Below are 22,555 nucleotides of genomic sequence, written 5' to 3'. Positions count from 1 at the left end.
GGATTGGCTTTAATTGGTGTAGCGGTAGTTGTAGGTTTGTATTCTTGTGTTGTGGCTGGTAAAAATACAGACAATGCGATGCATGATTACTTTGAAAAATATAAATAAAATATGTTCTTTGTTGACAAACTCATCAAATCGTTTTTGTGTCTTAATATTCTTGACACGCCATGCTCTATAGAATTTATCTCGACAATCTCCAAGCAGACTCTTAATCATTCGCACATCGTCTTCTGTTACTTCCTCAAATTCAAGCCCCATTGCTTCAATAATGGTTTCTTGCTTCTCTTCCACATCATCGGTGTCTGGCTCATCCTGTACTGTATGTGTAACAACCTGACCTCTCATTACATCAAGTAGATCCTGTTCATCTTTGAGAATGCGTGCGAAATCTTCTTTGCTTCTGGAAAGATAATCATTGACATTTCCCATTTTTCGTGGAATTACACTAAACAACTCTAACAAAGTATTATTGAAGTCCTCTACTTCTTCTCGCTGCATGAGCCTATCAATTACCTTCTGTGCTTCGTCCACCATAGCTTGTGTTACTTGCTGAGATGAAACCTTATAGTTCGCCTGGATTTTCTGATGAGCCATATCTTGAAGTCTTTGAACGATTTCTGCAATTACTTTATTTTCAATTTCTTTATAACCGTCTTTTCCTTTTGGTTTTTCTTTCTGAATCAAATCCTGTACAAGATGTGTCTGATCCACATATCCTTTTTTAATTTTCTCATTGTACTTCTTATTCCACTGTGACATTGAATAGGAGGCGTGCTGGCAGCTTGCACCAACACGACCATATTCAGCCTCGAAAGTATCACCATGTGGAATCATGCGATAATATTTATTATTATTGTTTGTTGTTACCATAACAAGGTAAACTGGTGATTTCTCTTCCATAGTTACCTCCTATTGCACACAAACAAGAATCTGAATATCCGCATCTCCGAAAACAAATCCAATCATTGCTTTCACATCGTCCCAGTCAAGACCACCTCTACCACAACAAAGTCGTGGAATGGCAAGTTTTGTAACCTTGTTTTCTTCCATCTGATCTCTCAGATTAACCAGTGCTTCCATAAGAAGATCTCTATCCGGGCTGTCATAGCTGCTATCTTTTACAACCAGAGAATAAACATTATCAATAAGATATGTTTCTCCACACTCAATCTCATCGTACTTATCAGTCAACTTTTCTTTCAGATTGTATGTCTTCTCAAATGCTGCCGGAAGACCAACCTTAAAATTGAGATCTCTGGAAATTCCTTGTGCTAAGTAATATCCCTGTGGTACTGCCATAATGTTGATTTCTAACTCTGCAATCTTCATATTGTTTCTCCTTTATTTTTGTCTGTTTATCATATTTAAAAATTCTTCTTCTGTAATAATCGGCACATTATTCTTTTTAGCATCACGATTCTTACTCGAAGAACTTTGAATATCATTATTGATTAAACACGTTGTTTTCTTTGAAACTCCACCAGCTACCTTTCCTCCAAGTGATTCGATCTTTTCTTGTAGCTCTTTTCTGTTTGAGAAGATATTAAGGCTACCAGTAATTACAAAGATATTTCCGGCAAAGACATCGGAATTTTTCTCTTCTTTTACAAAATGCATATACGATACCAACTCGGAATACATATCGTTCTTTAAAAATACATTATCGAAAAACTCATAGATACACTTATTTACTTCTGTTCCAAATGACTCCAATTCTGTAAAATCAAATCTTGATTTCAACGCATTTTCAAATAAATCCCAGTCACCGTCAAACCGTCTGCTAATAATCTTTGCTTTGCTTAATGCGATATTCTGTATTCCAAGTCCGGCAATGAAATTTTCCAATTTCACATTTTTACTCTTCTCAATGGCAGAAAGTAATTTTGCAAATGATTTTTCTCCCATACCTTCAAAACCAACGATTTCATCATGGTGGTTTTCCAGTTTGTAGATATCTAAAATATTCTTGATAATCCCGGCATCAATGAATTTTTCTACCGTTTTTTCAGAAAGACCATCTATGTTCATACATTCTTTTGATGCAAAATAAGCAATCTTTCTAATATTTTGTGCTGCACAATCAATATTTCTGCAATATAATGATACGCTTCCACCATCTGAACACTGAGTTGTAGTACCTCCACAAATAGGGCATACTTTTGGCACTTCAAAATCTTCTGTTCCACCAGTGGCTTTTATTATTTGCGGTATGATTTCATTCTTCTTGACAATAGTTACTTTTGCACCATTTTTAATTCCAAGTTCTTTAATGATACTGAGATTGTGTAATGATGCTCTACTAACGTCTGTACCATCAAGAATAACTGTATCGAAAACTGCAACCGGCGTAATCTTTCCCGTTCTTCCAACTTGCCAATCAATGCTATGGATTACACTCTCTTCCTCTTCTTCCTTAAATTTGAATGCGATACCATTTCTATAATGGTGTCCTGTTCTGCCCTGTTTCTTTCCATACTCAATATCGTCATACATAACAACAAGACCATCAATGGGTATGTTCTCTTTTTGAGCTTCCATTACCATGCTATCCATCATAAAGTCAAATGTTTCAAATTCAATATCTTTTGGGTTGAACATTCTGTATTTGCACACATCGAAACCAAACTCTTTAATCCGTGTCAATCTACCATTCAGAGAATTGATTTCTTCTAATCCTTCAAGAACATTGAACGCATAAAAATATACTTTTCTCTTTGCACAAACACCTGAATCAAGTTGTTGCACTGATCCACTTGCCAAATTTCGTGGTGTCTTATATCTGTCATCCGCATTAGGAATCTGAGCATTTATGGCTTCAAAATCATCTCTATGAATGATTCCTTCGCCGGTAACTTTTAAGTACCCTTCATATTCTATTTGAAGTGGCACATTTACAAACGTTTTTGCATTATCGGTAATAATGCTTCCTTCTTCGCCGTTTCCTCTTGTTGCTGCTCTCACCAATTTACCATCTTCATATTCCAGGCAAATTGTTAATCCATCCAGCTTATACATAAGAAGTGCTTCCCGATTTTTGGTAAAATCCATTGCAACCTTTCTATCTTTCGTCTTATCAAGGCTCAACAATGGAGAACTGTGTTTAATTTTAGGAAGTTCCGAACTTACTCTGAATCCAACGGTTCTTACTGGACTACCAGAGAAAAAGAACCCTGTTTTATCTTCTAAATATTTGAGCCGGTCAAAATTTTGATCGAACACATCATTAGAAACAGACGGTTTTGAGAGTGCATAATACTCATAACACCATTGATTCAATTTAATGGTTAGTTCTCGTATCTCTTTTAAATCATCTTGTCTTGACATTTTTCCTCCTATAAGTGGGCACTTTACGCACCCACTTTATTATTGTTTGTTTTTTGTACTATCTAATTTGACCTCTCAAATAATACTGCATAACCCCATAAATATAAATTGGAGTGTATGCACGTTCCTTCATGAAAACGATCTGAAGATCATATTTGTGGTTAAAACTATGAATACTTCCAAGATAACTTTTCTTATTGTACTGAGTGTCATAATTTCCATTTACCACATCTTCATATCCTGCATTTTCAATAAGCAAATACTTCTTCTTCGCTTTTGCCGTTGCCATTTCTTTTTCAAATCTAGCTCTTTCGGCTGAGAGATTTGCAGACAACTCTTCAAGATTCGCCTTTCTCTCAATGAATATTTCATCATTGAAATAGGTATCTCTCATAATTGATAACTTCTCATTTTTTGGAACGTAAAAACTGTAATCGCCATTCTGCAATGCTTTCTTCTTATACGGAATACCGTGAGCATCGAAGTAGTCAGTGATATGGTTGTTGACCTTTTCTTTCGTATCAACCAGAATGACAATTGATGATAGAAGCTCTTTTTCTTCGGCTTCAGTATACTTATACTTTCCTAACATCATTTTTACTTACCTACCATTTCATATTTTGTAGCCCACCAATCAAATTCACCTTCAACTGGCACAAACTTTCCTTCTGCCGACATTTTCATCCTTGCTTTTTTCTTTTGGTTGGTGATATGTACAATGTCACCTTTTTGCAGCGGATTTCTGTTAAAGTCCTTTTTGGCAACTTTAACTGTCAGCGTGTTTCCATTTGCCAATGCATATACCTTGACTTTTGGAGTATACTTAGTTTCAGTTTCCAGAACGACTACATATCCTTTATACTGATTATCCACGATGTCGATATATCCTAAGTTCTCAAGCTGATATCCCACACGATCAACGAATGTTGTCCTATCATATGGCATTACATTTATATAATCATGTAAAACACCCATCATATTTACTTTCGTAAATGTTTTTTCACTTTCCTTTTCGGAATTACGTTTGATAATTTCATACGGAATACCAAGCGAATTAGCTTTATCCTTTTTCATCTGTTTTTTACCGTATAGCAAATCAAAGTAATCATACTGTTTCAACAGATATTTTACTTCTCCAAATTCTTCAAAGAAGTTTAGTTGTATCAGAATTTTCATCTGCTTTGAATTGACCGGCAACGATTTTTCTTTTACAACAGCCAACAAATGAATAAAGTCCTGAAATTTCATATCTTTTATAGACTGAAAAGCATCGGCTACTTTTGAGTTGAGATATTTTATAGAAGCAATTCCCTTATAAATCACATTTTCTTCCTTATTAAATGTGTACTCACTTGTGGAATGCCGGAATTTAACACCCTCGACCTTTATACCTTTTTTCTTAGTATAATTGGTGATATTTAGTGTCTTTTCTTCTTTACCCTCGAATGTATTCAACGCTGCTGTCAAGAATTCCAATGGGTAATAATACCGCAAATATCCGCATATATATCCAACGCATGAATAAGCGTCTGAATGATTCCATGAGAAAGCGTATCGTGTTGCATCAAGAATACCCTGTTTAATTGGTGGGAAAATTTCTTCAAGCTGCTCTTTTGGCGCACCGTATGTTTCATTGGAATAGCTTATAAATCTGTCATGTATTTCATCAATGAATTTTTCAGTTCCATATTTCTTTGCAATTCCTCGCCGGACTGTATCTGACTCTGCATCCGAATAGCCACAGAAGTTTACCAAGAATTTCATGATATCTTCCTGCATGGTGATTCGCCCGGAAGTTGTTGATAAGAAATCATCCAACTCTTTGAATCCAGTAACCAACACATGACCTTCCGCAACGTCATCACGGAAACTTGCACATCCTGGTCTAAGCAGACCATTTCCAAATGAAAACCATTTAATATAGGAAAAGTCTTTGTTATTACTTTTCGCAATTGCAATAGTTTCGTCCGACATGAATCTTTTAAGATATGCCTGAGCTGAAGCTGACTCCCACTGGAATATCAAGGTCGTATCTTCCCTAATATCTCTCCATACATCTTCATCGTCCAAATCAACATTATCTGGTGTCATTCGTTCAATTCCGGCAAGTTTACATGTTTCATTGATTACACCAATATTATCAAGTCCCAGAATATCCAGCTTGACATACATAAGTGCATCCAGTTCCTTCATATTTAATACGGACACTGGATAGTCAGATGTTGACAAACTACACATTCCGACTTCTTCATCAATGTTCAAATCACTTACCAAAACGCCAGACGGATGTGATCCGATAGAAACGATTGTTCCACTTACGATATCTACATATTTGAATAGATCTGGATATCGTTCACGGAATACATCGTCAATAATCCATTTGCCATCTTCCAGATATACCGCCTCTGATATTGCAGACGTTTCTACGATAGACATTCTCAATGCTCGTCCTACGTCCTTAATTGCCCCTTTCAATGCAATCGTGTTGAACGTGATAATCTCACTCGCTCGAATGTTCGGAAGATCCATGTGATCCCTCAGAATGAATTCCTTAATAATATCTCTATCTCTGGAAGAATAATCTGTATCAATATCAGCATTTGTAACACGGCTTGGATTCATAAAACGGAAGAAGTTCAATCCGAATTTTTTACTGTCCATTTGAGTGATTCCAAGTATGTATGCAACTTCGCTTCCAGATACAGATCCACGACCATATCCACAAAAGATATCATATTTTGTTTCCCATTCTCTCAAATAGGTCTGCAGCAACATAAAGTCAATGGATTTAGTTTTTTCGTATACATCAACCTCATCTCTTATGATTGGATTGATTTCTTCCGACTTATACCTCTTACGGATATATGGATGTACCTTATATGCCTGATTGATTTTTTGCTTATAAGTTTGGAGTGGATGATCGTATATTTTCGGATATTTTGTATTCCTATCCAACTCAAATGTTTCAACACAATCTGCCATTCTGTTTGTATTCATAATGGCTTCCATCCACACTTCTTCCGGCAATGAATCTTGCCTCTTATATGCTTCACACAACATTTCAAAAGACTTAAATGTTAAATCCCATGCGTCTTCTTCTGCAAAATGAACACCCTTACTGAGCTGTAGAATCTTTCTACCTTCCATATGTGTATCGTTCAATGCATGTGTGTCTGTTCCAGCAATTAACGGAATACCGTACTCCCTGCTTAATGCATATAATTCTTTATTATAGTTTTTTTGGTCTTCAACATTATGGTGCTGAATTTCCAAGTAGCACCTATGCTTATTTTTTATACAGAAATCCAAAAATCTCTCTTTTACTTCATCTGCACCTTTCGATAAGATACCACCAAGACAAGCAGACGTAACTATCACGTTATCAGAGGTATTCAATAGATCGTCAAGATATATTCTCGGCATGTAATAAAAATGACTGTCTGTTCTGCAAAATGATTGTGAAGTCAATCTATTGATTTCTCTAACACCAGCATGATTTTTTGCGATTAAAACACAGTGATAGTTGTCCCTCGTCTTTACAACTTTTTCTTCTCTGATACTTTCTGGATCTATCGGATATGTCTTATCATCATCTATGCATTTTGCCAAATACATGCCATCTTCTCTTTTGTAATAATTTTCAAAAGATATTCTCACATCTTTCTTAGCCGTACTCGAAGTGAACAAATCAATGGCACTATATACTGTTCGTTTGTGGTCAGAGTTATTGTCTTCTGTTATATAGGCTTCCACCGCATGAATATATTTCATTCCGGCATTTTCAATGGCTTCTTTTTTGTGAAACCACTCAAAGATATTGCCGTGTTCGCTAAAAGCCATAGCTTTCATTCCCAATTTTTTTGCTGCCTCTATGTATTCACCAAACTTTGTAACGCTATCTACATTGGTTACTCCATTTGATAAATCACTATGGAGATGATACACTACATAATTGTCCATACCTACCTCCTAGTAATTCTTATATTCGCAATATGAATTTCTGAATTTACACAGATTGTGGCAGTAATAGAAATCTACAGTCGGTGGAAATTCACTTGTATTTCTGACTTCTTCCAGGGTATCTATCGCCCATTTCTTAGCTTCTTCATAATCTTCTTTGTTGAAATCAAGAAAATCCCACTTTCTATCTCCAAAGTAATTCCAACCTATACGGTCTGGGAATACACCGTACTCATTGAATACCTGTATTGAATAAAGATATAGCTGCCTTTTGTACTGCTGAAATTTATCCTTTTCGGATTTCAGTAACTTTCCTTTCTTCCCATAGGGATATTTTGACGATTTATGGTCAATGAGAACAATTTTTCCTGTATCTTTCTCTCTTAAAAGTAAGTCGATATATCCAGTGAATTTATACCCATTGATTTCAAAATCACATTTCTTTTCGATACCAAGAATCTCATACTTACTGAAATCAATATCAATGTTATCGAAATATTCAATTGCTTTCTGTTTGTAATTCTCTCTGATGTCTGCGGTTTTGTGGTATACGAACTCTTTTACTTCTTCATCATAGTGTTCAACAAAGTAGTCAGACAGTTCAAATAAGCCAAGCTCACCTTTTGCATACATTTCAAGAATCTTATGACAGAACTTTCCAAACTCCGCATAGAAGTTGTTTGTTCCTTCTGCCTCTTCTATATACTGCAAATACCATTCATATTTGCAGATGCAAAATGAATTCAGTCTACTAAAAGACCAAATCATGTTATCTATCAAAAAGTTATATTCTGACATTATTTACCTCATAACTTTATTTTGGTTTGATATAGGCGATCCCAAATGTCTTTCCCTTTATCTACGGGCGAATTTTTATCACTCACTTTCCCTAGTAATCCATTTTTGTCAATCACAACATATACATTCACAAATCTCATAAGTAACTGAATTGTCTCTTTCTCTAATATTTTTTCAAGTGAAACGTCATTATCAAAAGCAATTACCACATCGCAATGTAGACCAATAATCGTCTTTACCTGAAAAATTGTAAGCTCACTGGTTTCTGATGAAACTGAATTGGGTTGACCATAACTATCGAGTTTCATAACAGATTTCAGTGATTCAAAAATAATAATTTCTTTGTACTGCTGTATGATATCTTTCTTAAAACAAAATCCTTGAAGGTAATCTAAATCGCCCACAGGATAATAATTCATGTATTTTGGAATCGGTGGATCAAAGTCTTTATAACCATCGTAAAGAGTTCTCCCCTTTACATTTATCAAATTTCCGTCATTATCATATACAGGATATACAATACGATTGGCTCTTTTATCATACCGAACACCATATTTTTCCATGATGCTTTGTGGTATTCCCTCTTCAATCCATTTTGTTATTCGCCGGTGTTCAAAATCATTTAAGATTTTTTCGTCCAGAATTGGATGTGTTACCGGCAGTTGTTGCTTTTTCTTTTTTCTGGCTGCTTTTTTGAGATACCTAACTGTAGTTGATATCTCTGTCTTTTCATCACTCAATCCAGCAACCCCACACAAATATGAAACAGCACGCTCATATGACATATTCAAATGTTCCTGGCAGAAAGTAATTACATCTCCACCCTTTTTGCAACCAAAGCAGTAATACATATTTTTACTTGGTGTAACACTGAACGAACCAGTTCTTTCATCGTGTAATGGGCATTTCCCAAAATATTCCTTCCCTTTTCTTGTAAGGTCAACATACTCTCCGATGAAATCAACGATGTCAATATTCTCTTTTATTTCTTCGATCAGGTCATCGCTGTATTCTTTCATGTGTTTCGCTCCTAATATGGAACTTGCTGTTCCTCATGTTGTTTTGCTTCTTCAATCCTCATTTGTGCCCCTGAAAATTTGAAGTCTATATATTCGTCCTCAAACATTCCTTCGCCAAGTCTGTTAAGAGCAATATGGAATGCATAATTTCCGCATTCTTTTCCATCATTAGCCATTTCATCGGCTGTTTTCTTTCTCCATTTTGCACTCACGCTGGCATATCTTTCCAATTTATCAGAATCAGCAACCCTATCTTCACGGTTGAGCTGCGCACCAGCCAAAACAGCGACATCCAGTTCTCCGGCGATTCTGTTTTTTAAAAAATCACATTTTGCACCTAAGTCATTATACTGATTACTACTGTCTGTTTCTGCACTCTTGAAATAATCATAGATTACAAACTGTAATCCCATTTTGTATTTCATCATTCGGCACTTATTAAACAATTCCTCATTTGTAGCGTTTGGAATAAACTCATGTACAAATGGCTGTTTTTTGAGCCATTCATTTGTATCGTCAATAATCTTCTGTTCTTCCGGCAAAAGATTTCCGCTCTTTATTTTCTTCTGATCTATTCCAGTTAAATTAGCCAACATACGAAGATAGAAAAGCCTATCATTCATTTCAGTGTCGAAATAAATAGTCGGGATTCCTCTCTGGATCTTGTCCATCGCTTCATTGAGCATAAATGCACTCTTACCCATTTTCATACGACCAGAAACCATAACAAGCTCTCCACTTTCGTATGAAAAATATCTTGCAAGATGTGGAAATTTTGATGGTACTCCAATAGTTCCATCATTATTTCTTCGCTCACAAACTTCTTTCCAGAGTCCAGGCACTTTTTCACCGAACATCTGAAAATCACTATCAAACATATACCTTCCAGTTAAATCTTCCAAACTGTCGTATACTATTTTGTTAAGCTGGTTTAGATCAAGTTCTTGTGTAAGAGTCTGTTTTTGTAGTTTGTTAAGTAATTTATATAAATCTCTTTTGAATGCAAGGGTTACAACACTGATAACTAAGAGCTGATATTCTGCAATTGTATGACGGGCAGCATCGCTACAAAGTTCAATGAATTCGTCCATATCTGGCATATTGACGCTTTCAAGTGTCTTCTTAACAGCATTGTTTGACTGTAACATATTTGAAATGTTGAATGCATCAATATTATCTACACCAGCCTTGATAAGCTCATCAATTGCCCAGTATAAACAACCATTATCCTTATGATAGAAATACCCTGCCTTTAGAACATCAGAATGTAAAATGAAATCTGGATGATAAACCAATGTGGCAATAATCCCGGCTTCCGCTTGTGTATCAGACAGTTTTTCTAACTCGTTATTCATTCATGCCTCCCAGAATGTTTCCAAATCCAAAGTTACCGCCACCAGCAGAAAAATTAGTAGTTGGCTTAACCGTTGTATCAACTGGATTTGATTCGATACCAACATCCATTTGCTTTTTCATTTCTTTTTGCATTTCCAATTCATTCTTTTTCTCGTATGCTTTTTTAACTCTTACGTTATCAATCAGATAATATAATCCCGGCGCATGTGTGATTGGAATTTTATGCTCCAATGCATAGTCAATACAGAACTGCAGATATCTTGCTGCTTCCAAATTTGACTGTGCTTTTGTGAGTTTTTTATTTTCCAGTTTCTTGCCAAAAACAATATTATTGATTATCTTGTTTAAGGCACTGACAACCACAGAGCTGCTAATCTTATCCAGATAAGTTTCTCTGATATCCTTGATTGTTTCAGATATCTCATAACAATCTTTATGCCAGTAACGTGTGCCAATTTTCACAGCTTCATTTTCTGGCACTTTTCCATCAGCATGTGCGCAGTGGGAAAATCCGCATTTATAATGTTTCATTTTCAAGTTCCTTTCTATAATAAAAGAGGGAAAGCTATTGCCCTCCCTCTGTTGTTATTCTGACTTCATATCTTTTTCTAAGAGATATGTGGCTTCCAGATCAGATTCATGGAGAGCTAAAATCACTGGATATTTTTCAATCGCTGAACCAAGAGTGTTCCAGTTTTCTTTAGGCTCTGTGAACCCCATATGCCATCGGATAGCATATCTTTCAATCGGTTGTAATTTTATAAACTCTTCAAGCATCATGACGCTCTTTTCGCCGTGACCATAAGGAACAAGATCATTTACTTTGTAAAACTCTACCGCTTGCCAATCGAATCTACCTTTTTCGTCCTTCTTAGATCCTGTTTCACTGTAAATCTTCTTGTTCTTATAATCAGTTTCATACATATATGTCTTGCAAATATCATGGAAAAGAGTGATTATTTTGCTGGAATCATCTGAAATATTGCCTAAAACTGTTTTATATGGTTCTGTCTTGCGTTTTTGCTCGAACATGTCATACACATTCAAACTATGTATCAATAACCCTTCTGGGATTGAACAGTGGAATCTTGTACTTGCTGGTGCTGTGTAAAAGTCAGATTTTTCCAAGAATTCCACTAATTCGTTTATCCCTTCTCTGTTTATTGAGCGTACAAGACTAACAAACCTGTCTTTATTTTCGCTCATTTATATCCTCCGGCTTAGTTAAATGGAAGTTCGTCATCCACATCGTCTGGAATGTTCATGAAACCGTCATCCGTTTTCTTTCCTTTATTATTGTTTGATTTAGGTGCAGCAGAAGAATTCCCATTATCTGTACTTCCTTTTTTCTCACAGAACTCCTGAGTTGCCACGATTACATCTGTTGTATAGACTTTTTTACCGTCTTTATCATCGTAGCTTCCTGTCTGAATTCTACCAGTAACACCGATCATCATTCCTTTTGTAAGATACTTTTCTGCAAACTCTCCGGCTTTACCGAATGCAACACAAGAAATAAAATCTGCTTCCTGCTTACCTTCTCCGTTTTTAAATGGGCGTGATACGGCAAGTGTATATCTTGCTACACATGTTGCGTTACCGCCCTGGGAATAACGAACCTCTGGATCTCTTGCTAAACGACCTACTAAATTTACATTATTCATTCTGTAATATCTCCTTTTTTATTTAAGTGCTTTTAACTCTTCTAACAGTGCTTTGGAATCATCAATATTTGTGATTCTCTTCGGGTTTCCATTAGCTACATATTTTTTACAAAGTTCTGTCACTGCATCGTTATGAGTCTTGGATTTCTCTTTTGCAAGATTAAAACATTCAAGGTTTACTTTATCAAGTTCTGATTTTTCAGCCTGTTTTTTTGCTTCTTTCTTCTTTTCTTCTTCAGGAAGATCCTCTCCCTCGTAGATATATAATCCCAATCCGTGACGGGCACACGCTTTTGTGAGTGATCTTTGAATAGATTTATTAGCATCCGTTGATGTAATAGAATCTGCTGGAATAGATTTATTGCGAAAATCCATAATAGGAAGTTCTTCAATCAATTCCATGCCATTGATCGTTACACCAGTCTTAACCCAACCAGTACGTCCGTCATCAAACCACGGTCTTGTGTTCCCCTTGTCATCCATTGTCTGTTCATAGATTTTGAATGTTGCATCTGGGAATTTCTTTTTTACTTCTGCCCAAGCTGCAGCCCATGACAGGTAGTTCAGACCGTTTTTCTGTTTTGTCTTCTCGCGAACATCCACATCGTACAATTCCTGGAAATAATTCTTTTCGTCCATTTCTTTATTCCTTTCCTCATTTATTATTGCTTGTTTATAGTACCACGATTTCCAAATTTGTCAACTACTTTGCATTAACTTTTGCAGAAGAATTTGAACTTAATTTTTCCATGTTCTTAACAAGCTGCAGATTATCACTCAGAATGAATGCAGTTGCCTGTTCTTCTGTAAAACCGACTTTAACATATGCATCAAACTGGTTTTTCTTTTTAGTTGCAGCAATTTCACAAATCTCTGTGTTATTTGCATAGTCTCTTGCTACGTTTACAATTTCTTTACCAACTTCATAGACTGCCGGTTTATATTTTTCAATATATCCATGAACAAGCCCTACAAAGCTCTCTGGTGACTCCTTTAATAATCTTAACAATAATTCTTCCATTATTGATGTTCCTTTCCTTCTCTTATGATTTTCAGCCCACACGCCTGTTGGTGTGAACCGTTGTATTCACCATCGTTTTCAATCAGAAGATTCACTATATTTCTACTAAGACCATACTCTTTCTTACAATACGAAAATAATTCCATTTTTCTTGTGAATTTTATATGTGTACTTCCGATGAATAAATGGTACTGTAATTTTGGATATTTTCTCTTAAAAGACGTATCTCCTTCATTACAACAATATGCTTCACCACATTTTTTCAATTTATAAATCAGTTGAAACTCAGCCTCTTGCGCCTGGATTGGATCTTCACAATACTGTACTATTTCAACTATGATATTGCATGTCCCTCCAAATGATATTACCTCATTCTTCCAAGATTGATTTCTATGTTTTCCAAATTCATATGCTCTCAATGGGTTTCCTTTTGCAGAACCAACATAAAATATTTTGTGTGTTAAAGGATTTCTGTGGATATACACATAATATTTTTCTGTCGGCAATACAAGATCCCTATGATAGAGCATATATATTTTCATCGTTGACGATAATGAATTTTTTGCCACTCTTAATCAATTTGCTATCATAATTTACAACACCACACTGAAAATCTTTAAACATATCTTTTGCATAAGCAAAACCTCTTATTTTTCCATCAATCGGGAAAAAGATTGTGTTATTACTCATACACATGTTTCCAAGCGAACACTCATACTTAATTTCATTACATTCATATTGAATATCATTTCCTTTAAATACAAGAGTTAAGAAACTTCCAGTTTCATTTTCCAAGACTACTAACCACTTATCAGTGGCAACATCATAGTGAATACCATAATTTGTAATCCTTCCGTCATATTTATAAATGTGGTTTATGCCGTTGATATCAAAGATTATTTTGCTCTGATAATAGTTGACAACGAAATACTTTCCATTGCTTACTTCAAAATAACAACTATCGCTGCATTTACAAAGATTTCTAAAGCTATTCCCATTCTTCGTAATAGTCACTTCTGTCAAGGCGTTCTGCTTTGAAATGTAATACATCTTATTCCCATTAACAACTACTCTTGATTTGAACTTTTTATCAAGCTCATAATCTTTTTCGCTGTGAATGATAATCGTATTATTATCGTCCTCAATCAAATATCCATCTGAATGAAAATGATATTTTATCAAGTTTTTGTGCTTATATTTCTTGCCACTCTTGATATCTACAACATTATCATCGGTATCAATGTACATATTCTCATCGACAACCGCTTTAATGCTTGATTTGACCAACAGTTCTACAAGCTGTAATCCAGACTGTACGCCCTGATTTATTGGCTTTCTATTGATCCTTGCAGAGTTATCACATACTGGGCAGACATTGTATTTATCATAGTAATAATCCCTATCTGTATCACAGTATTTCAGATGACAACTTAGCTCATGAATTTCACCGTGAAGTTCACGGCTTTTATTCTCGAAAACTGCTTTAAGCGCACTGATAAGTTCTGGCGATAGACCAGCCCATGATCCGATTGTTTTCGGAATCTTTACCGCCGGATTATCTATCACGGATATACCTTTCTTCATACGTTCCATAATATTCATATCCGGCTGCATTGTCCCACCAAACGGATGAATTCGTGTCAGAGATTTCCAACTCAATACACTGAATGCATATGTATCTGTTTTCTGGTCAAAGTTATTTGAAACCAGTAACGGATCTTTGAATAAATCCATAGCAACATCACATTTCTCAGAATCAATTGACCAACTATCACAGTCAATGATAGAAATATTATAGTGCTTATCAAACAAAATGTTCTGATCGTTCAAATCGCCAATGTATATACCCTGCTTATGCAAATCAGCCAAAACATCAAACAATCTGTCAAGCATGGCAAGAATCTCTTTCTTTGTAATTCCATTCGCTTTCACGAATTTTTTATTTGACAATTTTTTGAATTCTTCTCCGTCTACTTTATCCATGATGTAACCGATAAATTTATTCCGGCTGTCATAGACAATATCAATCGGAGAAATGACTTCTGCCGGTAAATTCTTTGCCATTAAGAGTTTAATCTTTTTCTCTTTGGTTGGCATATTCACATGGGGTTTATAAGCCTTTATCAGCTTATCTCCATATTCATATATAATTCCTTCTCCACCTTCGGCTAATACCGGCAATCTTGTTATGTTACTTTTTAAAATCATTTCTCTATCGGCTTTCTTTTATTTACTTGTCGCTTGATACGACCTTTACAGTTGCACCAGCTTGAACAGTAGCGGTTGCCATGTCTTTCATCTGAGCATATGCTGCATCAAGTTTATTGGAAAGTTCTGCATTGCTCTGTGTCAGTGCTTCAACCTGAGATTCCAGATTCTTGATCTTTGCATCTGCCATTTCCTCTGCATGTTTTTTATCAGATTCTAACGCACGTTTTTCAAATGCAAAACTCTTGTCTGCTTTAGCCTTCGCTTCTTTCGCTGCATCCTCTTTGGCTTCTGCCAGTTTATCCGGGAATGCTTCAATCTGTGCTTTCATAGCCTGGATTTCTTCTTCTTTCGCAGCAATCGCTTCTTCACGCTCTGTTACGGCATCATCTTTTGCCTGAATTTCTGCTTCACGCTTTTCTTTTTCTTCTGCCCAAGTGTCGGCATCTGCCTTACGATCCATCTTCAGATTGTAGTCATACTCATCTTTCTCACGATTACGTTTCTTGTTGATATCGGTATTGTACTCTTTTACTTCTTCATCAGCCTGTTTCTTAGCTTTCTGAACACTCTTTTCCAAATCTGCAATTTTCTCTTCTACTTCTGCTGTCTTCTGTGCCAGTTCTGCATCGAGATCCGCTTTCTTCTGTTTGTACTCATCGTTCATTTCAGCTACTTTCGCTCTATGAGCATTGATAGCTGCTGCCAGACCGTCAGCTTCAGCTTTGATACCGTAGAGTCCTTCTAACTCTTTTTGATATTCGTCAATCGCAATTTTCAGATCATTGTACTGTTTTACAATCGTATCTGAAAATACTTCATTGCTTGCTGCTACTTCTGCATTCTGCATAGATGCTTCCAGTGCCTCTTTCTTTGCATTTTCAACCGGCGAATCGCTCATAGCTTTAAGTTTCTCCAACTCAGCTAATGCCTGAGTATATGCGTCCATAATCTGTGCTTTTGTTGATTTCTCAGTAATTTTTCCCATTATATATCCCTTTCTTAAAAAACAATTGTAATATCATCTCTGAATAATTTCTGGTTACGGTTAATAAATCTTTTTATTTTCACTGCTTTCCCAGACTTTAAACATTCAATAAATTCCTGTTTGATATCTTCATCTGCATTTACAATAAATCTCAATCCATCGGAAGCAATACCTACATTCTTATATTCTTCCTTACTGAATAGCTTATTTTCTACAGAAACACCATCTGCATAATGACTAAGATATTTCTTGTCAATATAGTTGTAGACATAGTATTTCGGATATTCGCCATCGGTTAATTCAACAAACGATATATTCCCTTCGTTATCTTCCAAAATAAGAAAACCGTCACCACAATTTGATGTAATGAAATACTCATTACTTTCTGTTACCGAAAGATATGTAAAGCATAAGAAATTCTTCATATCCTCAATTGTCTGCCCATATACAGCAACCAAAGAAGAAAAAGCCTGTTCGATATCATATCCCTTTGACAACAGGTGGCAAAATGTCTTCGCTCCTACTTCTGAATGTAATCCCTCAGAACAACCATCTGCTACAACTTTCACTTTATAATCCGACAATTCAAATCCGTAATCCTGGCAGTTCATTCCGATAGATAAATGATCGTAACCTATTTTGTTTACAAACATATTTTTCTCCGTGTATCGCCCCACCCTTAATGAATGGGGCGAATTCTGTTATTCTTAAATGAAGAAGTTATCTCCATCGGCTACAACACTCTTTGAGCTTTCGATTACAGATTTACTCAGACAATCGAACGCTTTTCTCAGCTCAGATGCAGAACTTGATACATCCAGAATATTTCTAAATCCCAGGCTCTTTGCAATACCTGTAGCTGTACCACCAAAACTAATGAAAGCTGTTGTAATTTCTTTATTGTTCAGATCCTGAATTCTGTGTTTTGCTTCACTCGGATCATTGGAAACTGTATCCTCACCATCACTGAAAATTGCAAATACCGCTTTTACACGTACTCCCTGCTGTTTCAGATATTCCATGTAGTCAGTAAGTTTCTGTGTACCATCTTCAATGACATTGTACAGTGCTGTCATACCACTGGCATCGTAGTTTGTATCAAACTCTGTGATTTTCTTGTAACCACCCACGTTGATTGAGCTGTTAAAGTCTGCTCTTGCTACTAAAATTTCATCTGCCTCTTTAGAGTCGGTTAATGCCTGTTTGAACTCTTTCAGACAAGAAACCATATCACCTCTGTATGGGGACATTGATCCAGATTTGTCAATTCCAATGAAAATCAGATTGACATTTTCACTGTCGATATCATCAACGGCTGTATTCTGCATTTCGATTTCGTCTAATCCATCAATAATAATTTCTTCCATCTTTCTACTCCTTACAGTTTGAATTCAGTGCTGCGTACAATGTTGAATTTGTACTTTTTCTGAAGATCTGCATACATCTTGTCAACTTCGGCTTTATCACCAATGGCAGACATACAATCTTCCAGAATGTAGAACTTTTTCAGCATATCAGTGTCATCTTTGTAAAATTCAAGCATCTGGCAGAGAGATTCGTATACGCAATAATCTCTTGCTTCACCGCCGATGATGATTTTGTCAAATTTTGCGAACTTGTTTAATAGTGCCTGGTTCACATATCCTCTTCTGTCATATTCCGGCTTGATAATACCGTACATCTCCGACAGTGGATCTTGACCTTTTACGATAGGGTTCAGTGCGTATTTTCTTGCTACACTGTGGAAGTAAATCATATTTGCAAACTGATTTTCCAGTGCTGCACCTTCTGTACCCTGTAAGCAGTGATATGTCCAAATGCAAAGTTTCTTTTTAGAGTTCTTTTCCAGATTCTCTACATACTCACGGCTCTTAATTGGTTCAACAATAGGACGCCATTTTCCAGAATCCAAATCTGCTAATGTAATAACAGTGTAAGGTGCTGGATTATTGCCATTTTCATCAATCCACCAACACGGATGGAAAATCTGGTGTGGAATGTGAGTATCAATAGATACTGAAATGTGCGAGATTTTCTCCATGTTGTTATAAATGAACTTAGTCATTCTAGCAACATCTTCATGTGCGCCGGGAACACCTAACGCTCCGTTATCCATGAAGTCCTGCTGCACATCAATTCCCAAAAACAGCACTTTTTCAAGACTGCTTGAAGATGGCTCTAACTTTTCTTCGTTTGCTTTTTTCAGAATTTCATTCATCGGAATGGGATTTTCAGTTTTGCCGATGTAGTTTTCATTTACGATTTCTGAATAACTTGTTTTCATCTTGCTTTGTTTTCTCCTTTATTATTGCTTGTTTAATACTTGTTTAAAAACAAATTATTAACATAGTTTTTGTTCTGTGTGAAAATTGGAATTTCTTTGTCGATAACCCAACGTGATCTCCACACACCATATTCATCTTCTTCTGGATCTAATGTCCGTGGGGATAAATTGTTTCTGTGATTTTCTGGAAGCTCATTTTCTGAAATGAAATAATCTTCTTTGATACAACAAGATCCTCTTTTCAGAAAAGTCGGAAAATCATTCCAGTTGATTCCTTTCTTCAACATGAGCATGTCTTGAATCTGACTCATATTTTTCTTATGCATTTTCTTATCTGAAAAATTTGCATGACCAACTGACTGAATTGAATTTCTTGTACAATCCTGCTGCCTCCAAATAAATTCATTGACTACTTCAAATTCTGGGATATTAAATGCTCTAGCATCAAACATTGCCCTTCCACATTTCTTTACATATTTGAAATAGTAATCCTTTACTTTTTCGGCTTCTTCATCATTCTGAACTTTCATAATGTCTTCTGATATCTTTTCCGTAATTACATCTGAAAAAGCCTCATTGAAAGCCATTGTTGCCATACTCGCTGCGATAGTTTCTACCTTTCGCTTTACATATCCAAACCATGCTCCCTGATTCTTTTTCTTGTAATCAATCAGAAGTAATGTGATTTCATCGCTCTGTGTATATCCTAAGACACATCCAGAAATGTTTTCGCACATATATTTCATTGTGCGCTGCATTGATTCTGCCATAATGCTGTCAAAAGGTCTTTCAAAACCTCTGGTGAATGTATGAAAAGCATTTCCATCCACTCTAATCATTACTGGCATTCTTCTTGTTAAGTACGTTTTCTGAGCATCTTCATAAGATTTCATTCTCGTACCAATACTGCTCCGATCCATTCTCATTTCCCTTCCCATAAAATTTTCTTGCTTCCCGTGTTTCTACAATTAAGAATCGTAAACACACGACCAAAACAAGAAGACATATTGCAAAAGATATTATATTTTCAAGGCTACTCATTATTCTTGATTAAGAAGTTTGGGTTAATACATTTGAAACTGATATTCTTATCAGTATTTCTAAAAACACATCCTTCTCTTTCCCTATCTACAATTTGTGACTTGCCTTTCACATACTTTACAATATCTTGTATATCACCTTTTACATTGTAACCAATCTCAACAATTGGTACTGTATGAATACCATGCTTAATGAGAATGTCTTGCATCTCAATGGTATTATATTTCTTTGAGGGGGTTATGAGGTTGAATGCCCATAACTGGCAATCTTTCTCATGATATTTGTTTCCCTGGATTTTTGCACCAGTAATTTCGCCTTGTAATACTATATAATCCTCATCGTCTATCAATTTTTCAAGAATGCTGCGAATTTTATATTTGTTGGCGATTTTCCAATAGTAGCTGTTATCCGGCTGTGGCAATCTCCTATTTCTGCTGCAAACTCCGAATTCGTACGTCACTTTTCCGAATTTTCTCGGAATTTTGCGTAAAAAATAAGTGCCGGAACATCCGTCAACTTTTTCTGTCACTATCAGATTGGTTTGTTCATTCTTCAGCCTTTCGTATAACTCAGGCATATTCTGAATTCTCTCTTCATCTGTCTTTTTGATGAAGTTCGGAAACTCTGTGTGTGTATTCTTTTTGAGATAAAGTTTTCTAAACCACGCATATCTCATTAAAAATTTCACAACTGGATTCCTTGTTTTCTTTCTGTTTTCCTCGAAAATCGCATTTTCTTCTTCAAGCTGCGGATCATACTTAGTAATACCTAAGATACCCGTAACATCCTGACCAAGTTTGTATTCGCCTATCGGGAGTACAGATAACGGCATCACTAATCCTTGTGAAATCTGTCCTCTCATCACGATAGTCTTTACAACATATTTTCTTGATTTCAAGAATTCATACTCTGGCGTTTCCGGCATCTTACTGTCAATCTCGACATATACCACTCTATCGCCAACATGAAAATTGTCTTTCTTTGACACGACAACTTCCCAACCATCAATTCTTGCTACTTCGATTCTGTCAGCATCAGGAATCGGCTTGATTTCTGCGATTTCACGAATTGTTGCTAACTTTCTCATGTATAACCTCTGTGTTGAAAAATATCTATTCAAAAAAAGGTTAGAAGAAGTGTTTACAACCACTGCCACTCCGTCTAACCATTATGGAATATACGTTCTTCAAGACACTTAGTTTGCGGTTATCAATTAAAAGTTGATTGCATTATTATTTGCTGTACGTGTCTTACAAGGCATTTCTGTACTTTTTACTTTGGTTGTTTTGCCACGTATGAAGTTGTTTTATTTTAAATCTTTGATTGCTGCCTCAATCGGTGCATATCTCTCTGTGTCAAGCTGCTCAATCAGACATTTATACGGATCAAGTTCTCCGCTTAATACCATTTTCGCAACATTGACTGAGAATCCACTTACAAGAGCAACACCCAAAGCGTTTTCCTTGACAGGGATTGTGCCGGTACGTGAGTTTACATTCCAGAACACAAGTCTCGGAAGCTGATATCCAGCTTTCTCAAATTTTCTGCCAATTGTCTTGAACAGTGTTTCATTTACTGTGCTTGCGCTACCTCCCCATCCATATGAATAGGTTGCCTGGTCAAATTCCATATCACTGATAATCAGGATATTCTTTGGCATGTCTTCCTGTTTCATATTAGTATTGATAGCTGTCTGCAGAATAAGATCAAATGTTTTTTCAATGTCTGTGTTAGAACAGTCATTTTCTGCATAACATCTTCTGATTTTTTCTGCCAGTGAACTACACGCTGAAAGGTCAATCAACTCAGGTCTTGAACTGAATGTGATAAAGTTATCTTTGAATTCGCCAGAACATCTCTCAGAGAAGTAAATAGCAAGTGCTGTTGCGACTTCCAGTGCAGTAATGCTACTGTTTGGATCAACACTACACATCATACTTCCAGAACCATCTCTGACAACAAGAGTATTTCCATCACCCTGCACTGTATCAGGAAGTGCTTTCCATAATGCTTCCAGAGCTTTATCCTCTTTTATATTGGATCTGTAATAGCTACGACCTTTCAAATAACTATGTACAATATCATGTGGGAAGTTTGTAGAAGAGTTGATTTTTGCCTCTCCTTTTTCCAGCTTATCCAGATACTCTCGTCTACGTTCCTCATCGTTTTTGAGGAATGCATTGTTGTAAACAAGATTTGCTTTTGACGGAACGGCTTCGTAATTGATTTCGCCCCATTTCTTAGCAGACATCTTTCTTTCAACAACATCAATGTATTCTCTCAGTTCAGAAAGAATCTTACGATATTGTCTTTCTGTGAATCCCAGGTACTTGCGAACAACTGTTGCATTTTCTTTCGTTTTATAAGAAGTTGCATTGCAACTTGGCATCCACTTAGCAAGTAATGATACCGGCTTATTCGCTTTCTTCTCTTCCATGTCTTTCATTAACTGGTTTTTAATAACTTCCAGTGCATTTTTCTCACACTCTGTACCAACCAAAGAAAGAAGATCATCATAACGTCCGTATTCAGCGATTAAACCAATCAGCACTTTACTAATTTCAGGCTCAACATTCGCCATATGAGACATAATGATTCTGAATGATCTACGTTCCCCCAGACCTTCTCTCGCATCACGTAAATAGAATAACCATTTGAGTGCGTGAATATGATCTTCTGAAAACGCTTTATCGAATCCAGAAATGATTGTTTCTGCATCAGCTTTTCTCAGAGATGCGACCTTGAAATTCAAATCAAGCAAGTGTCTACCTGTTGTTCTATATCCAAGTGCGCCGTTTTCTGTGTAGCTTTCGTTGAAATCTTCATTCAACGTACTTTTCATTGAATTCATGAAACCCATGTTCAATTCCTCCTAATTTTGAATTATTC

Annotated in this window: 22 protein-coding genes; all 22 read right to left on the bottom strand. The window is 36.1% G+C overall.

Annotated elements, in window-relative coordinates; genetic code table 11:
- Positions 1 to 9 precede the first annotated feature (9 nt).
- Positions 10 to 903, bottom strand: a complete 894-nt coding sequence (locus PGU50_RS05545; RefSeq protein WP_270246367.1) for a WGR domain-containing protein — start codon at positions 901 to 903, stop codon at positions 10 to 12.
- 9 nt (positions 904 to 912) lie between these two features.
- Positions 913 to 1,332, bottom strand: a complete 420-nt coding sequence (locus tag PGU50_RS05540) for a macro domain-containing protein (RefSeq protein WP_118174725.1) — start codon at positions 1,330 to 1,332, stop codon at positions 913 to 915.
- Positions 1,333 to 1,344: 12 nt separating this feature from the next.
- The gene (gene ligA / locus PGU50_RS05535; protein ID WP_270246366.1) at positions 1,345 to 3,327 is read right to left on the bottom strand and encodes an NAD-dependent DNA ligase LigA; all 1,983 of its coding nucleotides are present in this window, start codon (positions 3,325 to 3,327) and stop codon (positions 1,345 to 1,347) included.
- Between the two features lie 58 nt (positions 3,328 to 3,385).
- Complete coding sequence (locus PGU50_RS05530; RefSeq protein WP_118174721.1) at positions 3,386 to 3,922, bottom strand: ERCC4 domain-containing protein; 537 nt, start codon at positions 3,920 to 3,922, stop codon at positions 3,386 to 3,388.
- A 2-nt stretch (positions 3,923 to 3,924) separates the two neighbouring features.
- Positions 3,925 to 7,287 (bottom strand): PHP domain-containing protein, encoded by a 3,363-nt coding sequence (locus tag PGU50_RS05525; RefSeq protein ID WP_270246364.1) that lies wholly within the window; start codon positions 7,285 to 7,287, stop codon positions 3,925 to 3,927.
- A gap of 9 nt (positions 7,288 to 7,296) precedes the next feature.
- Positions 7,297 to 8,085, bottom strand: a complete 789-nt coding sequence (locus PGU50_RS05520) for a RecB family exonuclease (protein ID WP_270246363.1) — start codon at positions 8,083 to 8,085, stop codon at positions 7,297 to 7,299.
- An 8-nt stretch (positions 8,086 to 8,093) separates the two neighbouring features.
- Entirely contained in the window at positions 8,094 to 9,104 is a 1,011-nt protein-coding gene (locus PGU50_RS05515) for a CHC2 zinc finger domain-containing protein (protein ID WP_270246362.1), read from the bottom strand.
- 11 nt (positions 9,105 to 9,115) lie between these two features.
- Positions 9,116 to 10,459, bottom strand: coding sequence for a DnaB-like helicase C-terminal domain-containing protein (locus tag PGU50_RS05510; protein WP_270246361.1), 1,344 nt, complete (start codon positions 10,457 to 10,459; stop codon positions 9,116 to 9,118).
- Positions 10,452 to 10,991 (bottom strand): hypothetical protein, encoded by a 540-nt coding sequence (locus PGU50_RS05505; protein WP_270246360.1) that lies wholly within the window; start codon positions 10,989 to 10,991, stop codon positions 10,452 to 10,454. Before PGU50_RS05505 ends, PGU50_RS05510 begins: the two co-directional genes overlap by 8 nt.
- Positions 10,992 to 11,045: 54 nt before the next feature.
- Positions 11,046 to 11,666 carry a hydrolase gene (locus PGU50_RS05500; protein WP_118174709.1) on the bottom strand — a complete coding sequence of 207 codons (621 nt, stop codon included), beginning with the start codon at positions 11,664 to 11,666 and terminating at the stop codon, positions 11,046 to 11,048.
- Between the two features lie 14 nt (positions 11,667 to 11,680).
- Entirely contained in the window at positions 11,681 to 12,124 is a 444-nt protein-coding gene (locus tag PGU50_RS05495) for a single-stranded DNA-binding protein (RefSeq protein ID WP_118174707.1), read from the bottom strand.
- A gap of 18 nt (positions 12,125 to 12,142) precedes the next feature.
- Positions 12,143 to 12,763, bottom strand: a complete 621-nt coding sequence (locus PGU50_RS05490; protein WP_118174705.1) for a Sak single strand annealing protein — start codon at positions 12,761 to 12,763, stop codon at positions 12,143 to 12,145.
- 64 nt (positions 12,764 to 12,827) lie between these two features.
- Positions 12,828 to 13,145 (bottom strand): hypothetical protein, encoded by a 318-nt coding sequence (locus PGU50_RS05485; protein WP_270246357.1) that lies wholly within the window; start codon positions 13,143 to 13,145, stop codon positions 12,828 to 12,830.
- Entirely contained in the window at positions 13,145 to 13,651 is a 507-nt protein-coding gene (locus PGU50_RS05480) for a GIY-YIG nuclease family protein (protein WP_181988447.1), read from the bottom strand. Before PGU50_RS05480 ends, PGU50_RS05485 begins: the two co-directional genes overlap by 1 nt.
- Positions 13,652 to 13,661: 10 nt before the next feature.
- Positions 13,662 to 15,353, bottom strand: coding sequence for a serine/threonine protein kinase (locus tag PGU50_RS05475; protein WP_270246356.1), 1,692 nt, complete (start codon positions 15,351 to 15,353; stop codon positions 13,662 to 13,664).
- A 22-nt stretch (positions 15,354 to 15,375) separates the two neighbouring features.
- The gene (locus tag PGU50_RS05470; protein ID WP_270246355.1) at positions 15,376 to 16,341 is read right to left on the bottom strand and encodes a hypothetical protein; all 966 of its coding nucleotides are present in this window, start codon (positions 16,339 to 16,341) and stop codon (positions 15,376 to 15,378) included.
- 14 nt (positions 16,342 to 16,355) lie between these two features.
- Positions 16,356 to 16,994, bottom strand: a complete 639-nt coding sequence (locus PGU50_RS05465; protein ID WP_270246354.1) for a protein phosphatase 2C domain-containing protein — start codon at positions 16,992 to 16,994, stop codon at positions 16,356 to 16,358.
- Positions 16,995 to 17,048: 54 nt separating this feature from the next.
- The gene (locus PGU50_RS05460) at positions 17,049 to 17,708 is read right to left on the bottom strand and encodes a hypothetical protein (protein ID WP_270246352.1); all 660 of its coding nucleotides are present in this window, start codon (positions 17,706 to 17,708) and stop codon (positions 17,049 to 17,051) included.
- Between the two features lie 11 nt (positions 17,709 to 17,719).
- Positions 17,720 to 18,625 (bottom strand): hypothetical protein, encoded by a 906-nt coding sequence (locus PGU50_RS05455; RefSeq protein ID WP_270246351.1) that lies wholly within the window; start codon positions 18,623 to 18,625, stop codon positions 17,720 to 17,722.
- Positions 18,626 to 18,657: 32 nt separating this feature from the next.
- Entirely contained in the window at positions 18,658 to 19,545 is an 888-nt protein-coding gene (locus tag PGU50_RS05450) for a tRNA(His) guanylyltransferase Thg1 family protein (RefSeq protein ID WP_270246350.1), read from the bottom strand.
- A 113-nt stretch (positions 19,546 to 19,658) separates the two neighbouring features.
- On the bottom strand, positions 19,659 to 20,822 hold the full coding sequence (locus PGU50_RS05445; protein ID WP_270246349.1) for an RNA ligase family protein: 1,164 nt from the start codon (positions 20,820 to 20,822) through the stop codon (positions 19,659 to 19,661).
- A 150-nt stretch (positions 20,823 to 20,972) separates the two neighbouring features.
- Positions 20,973 to 22,526: a DUF2828 family protein gene (locus tag PGU50_RS05440; protein WP_270246348.1), complete on the bottom strand. Its 1,554-nt coding sequence runs from the start codon at positions 22,524 to 22,526 to the stop codon at positions 20,973 to 20,975.
- Positions 22,527 to 22,555: the final 29 nt, after the last annotated feature.

The organism is Coprococcus sp. AM11-30B, from assembly GCF_027674365.1.
In the GTDB taxonomy this organism is placed as follows: domain Bacteria; phylum Bacillota; class Clostridia; order Lachnospirales; family Lachnospiraceae; genus Allocoprococcus; species Allocoprococcus comes.
This window is presented reverse-complemented; position numbering and strand designations above follow the sequence as displayed.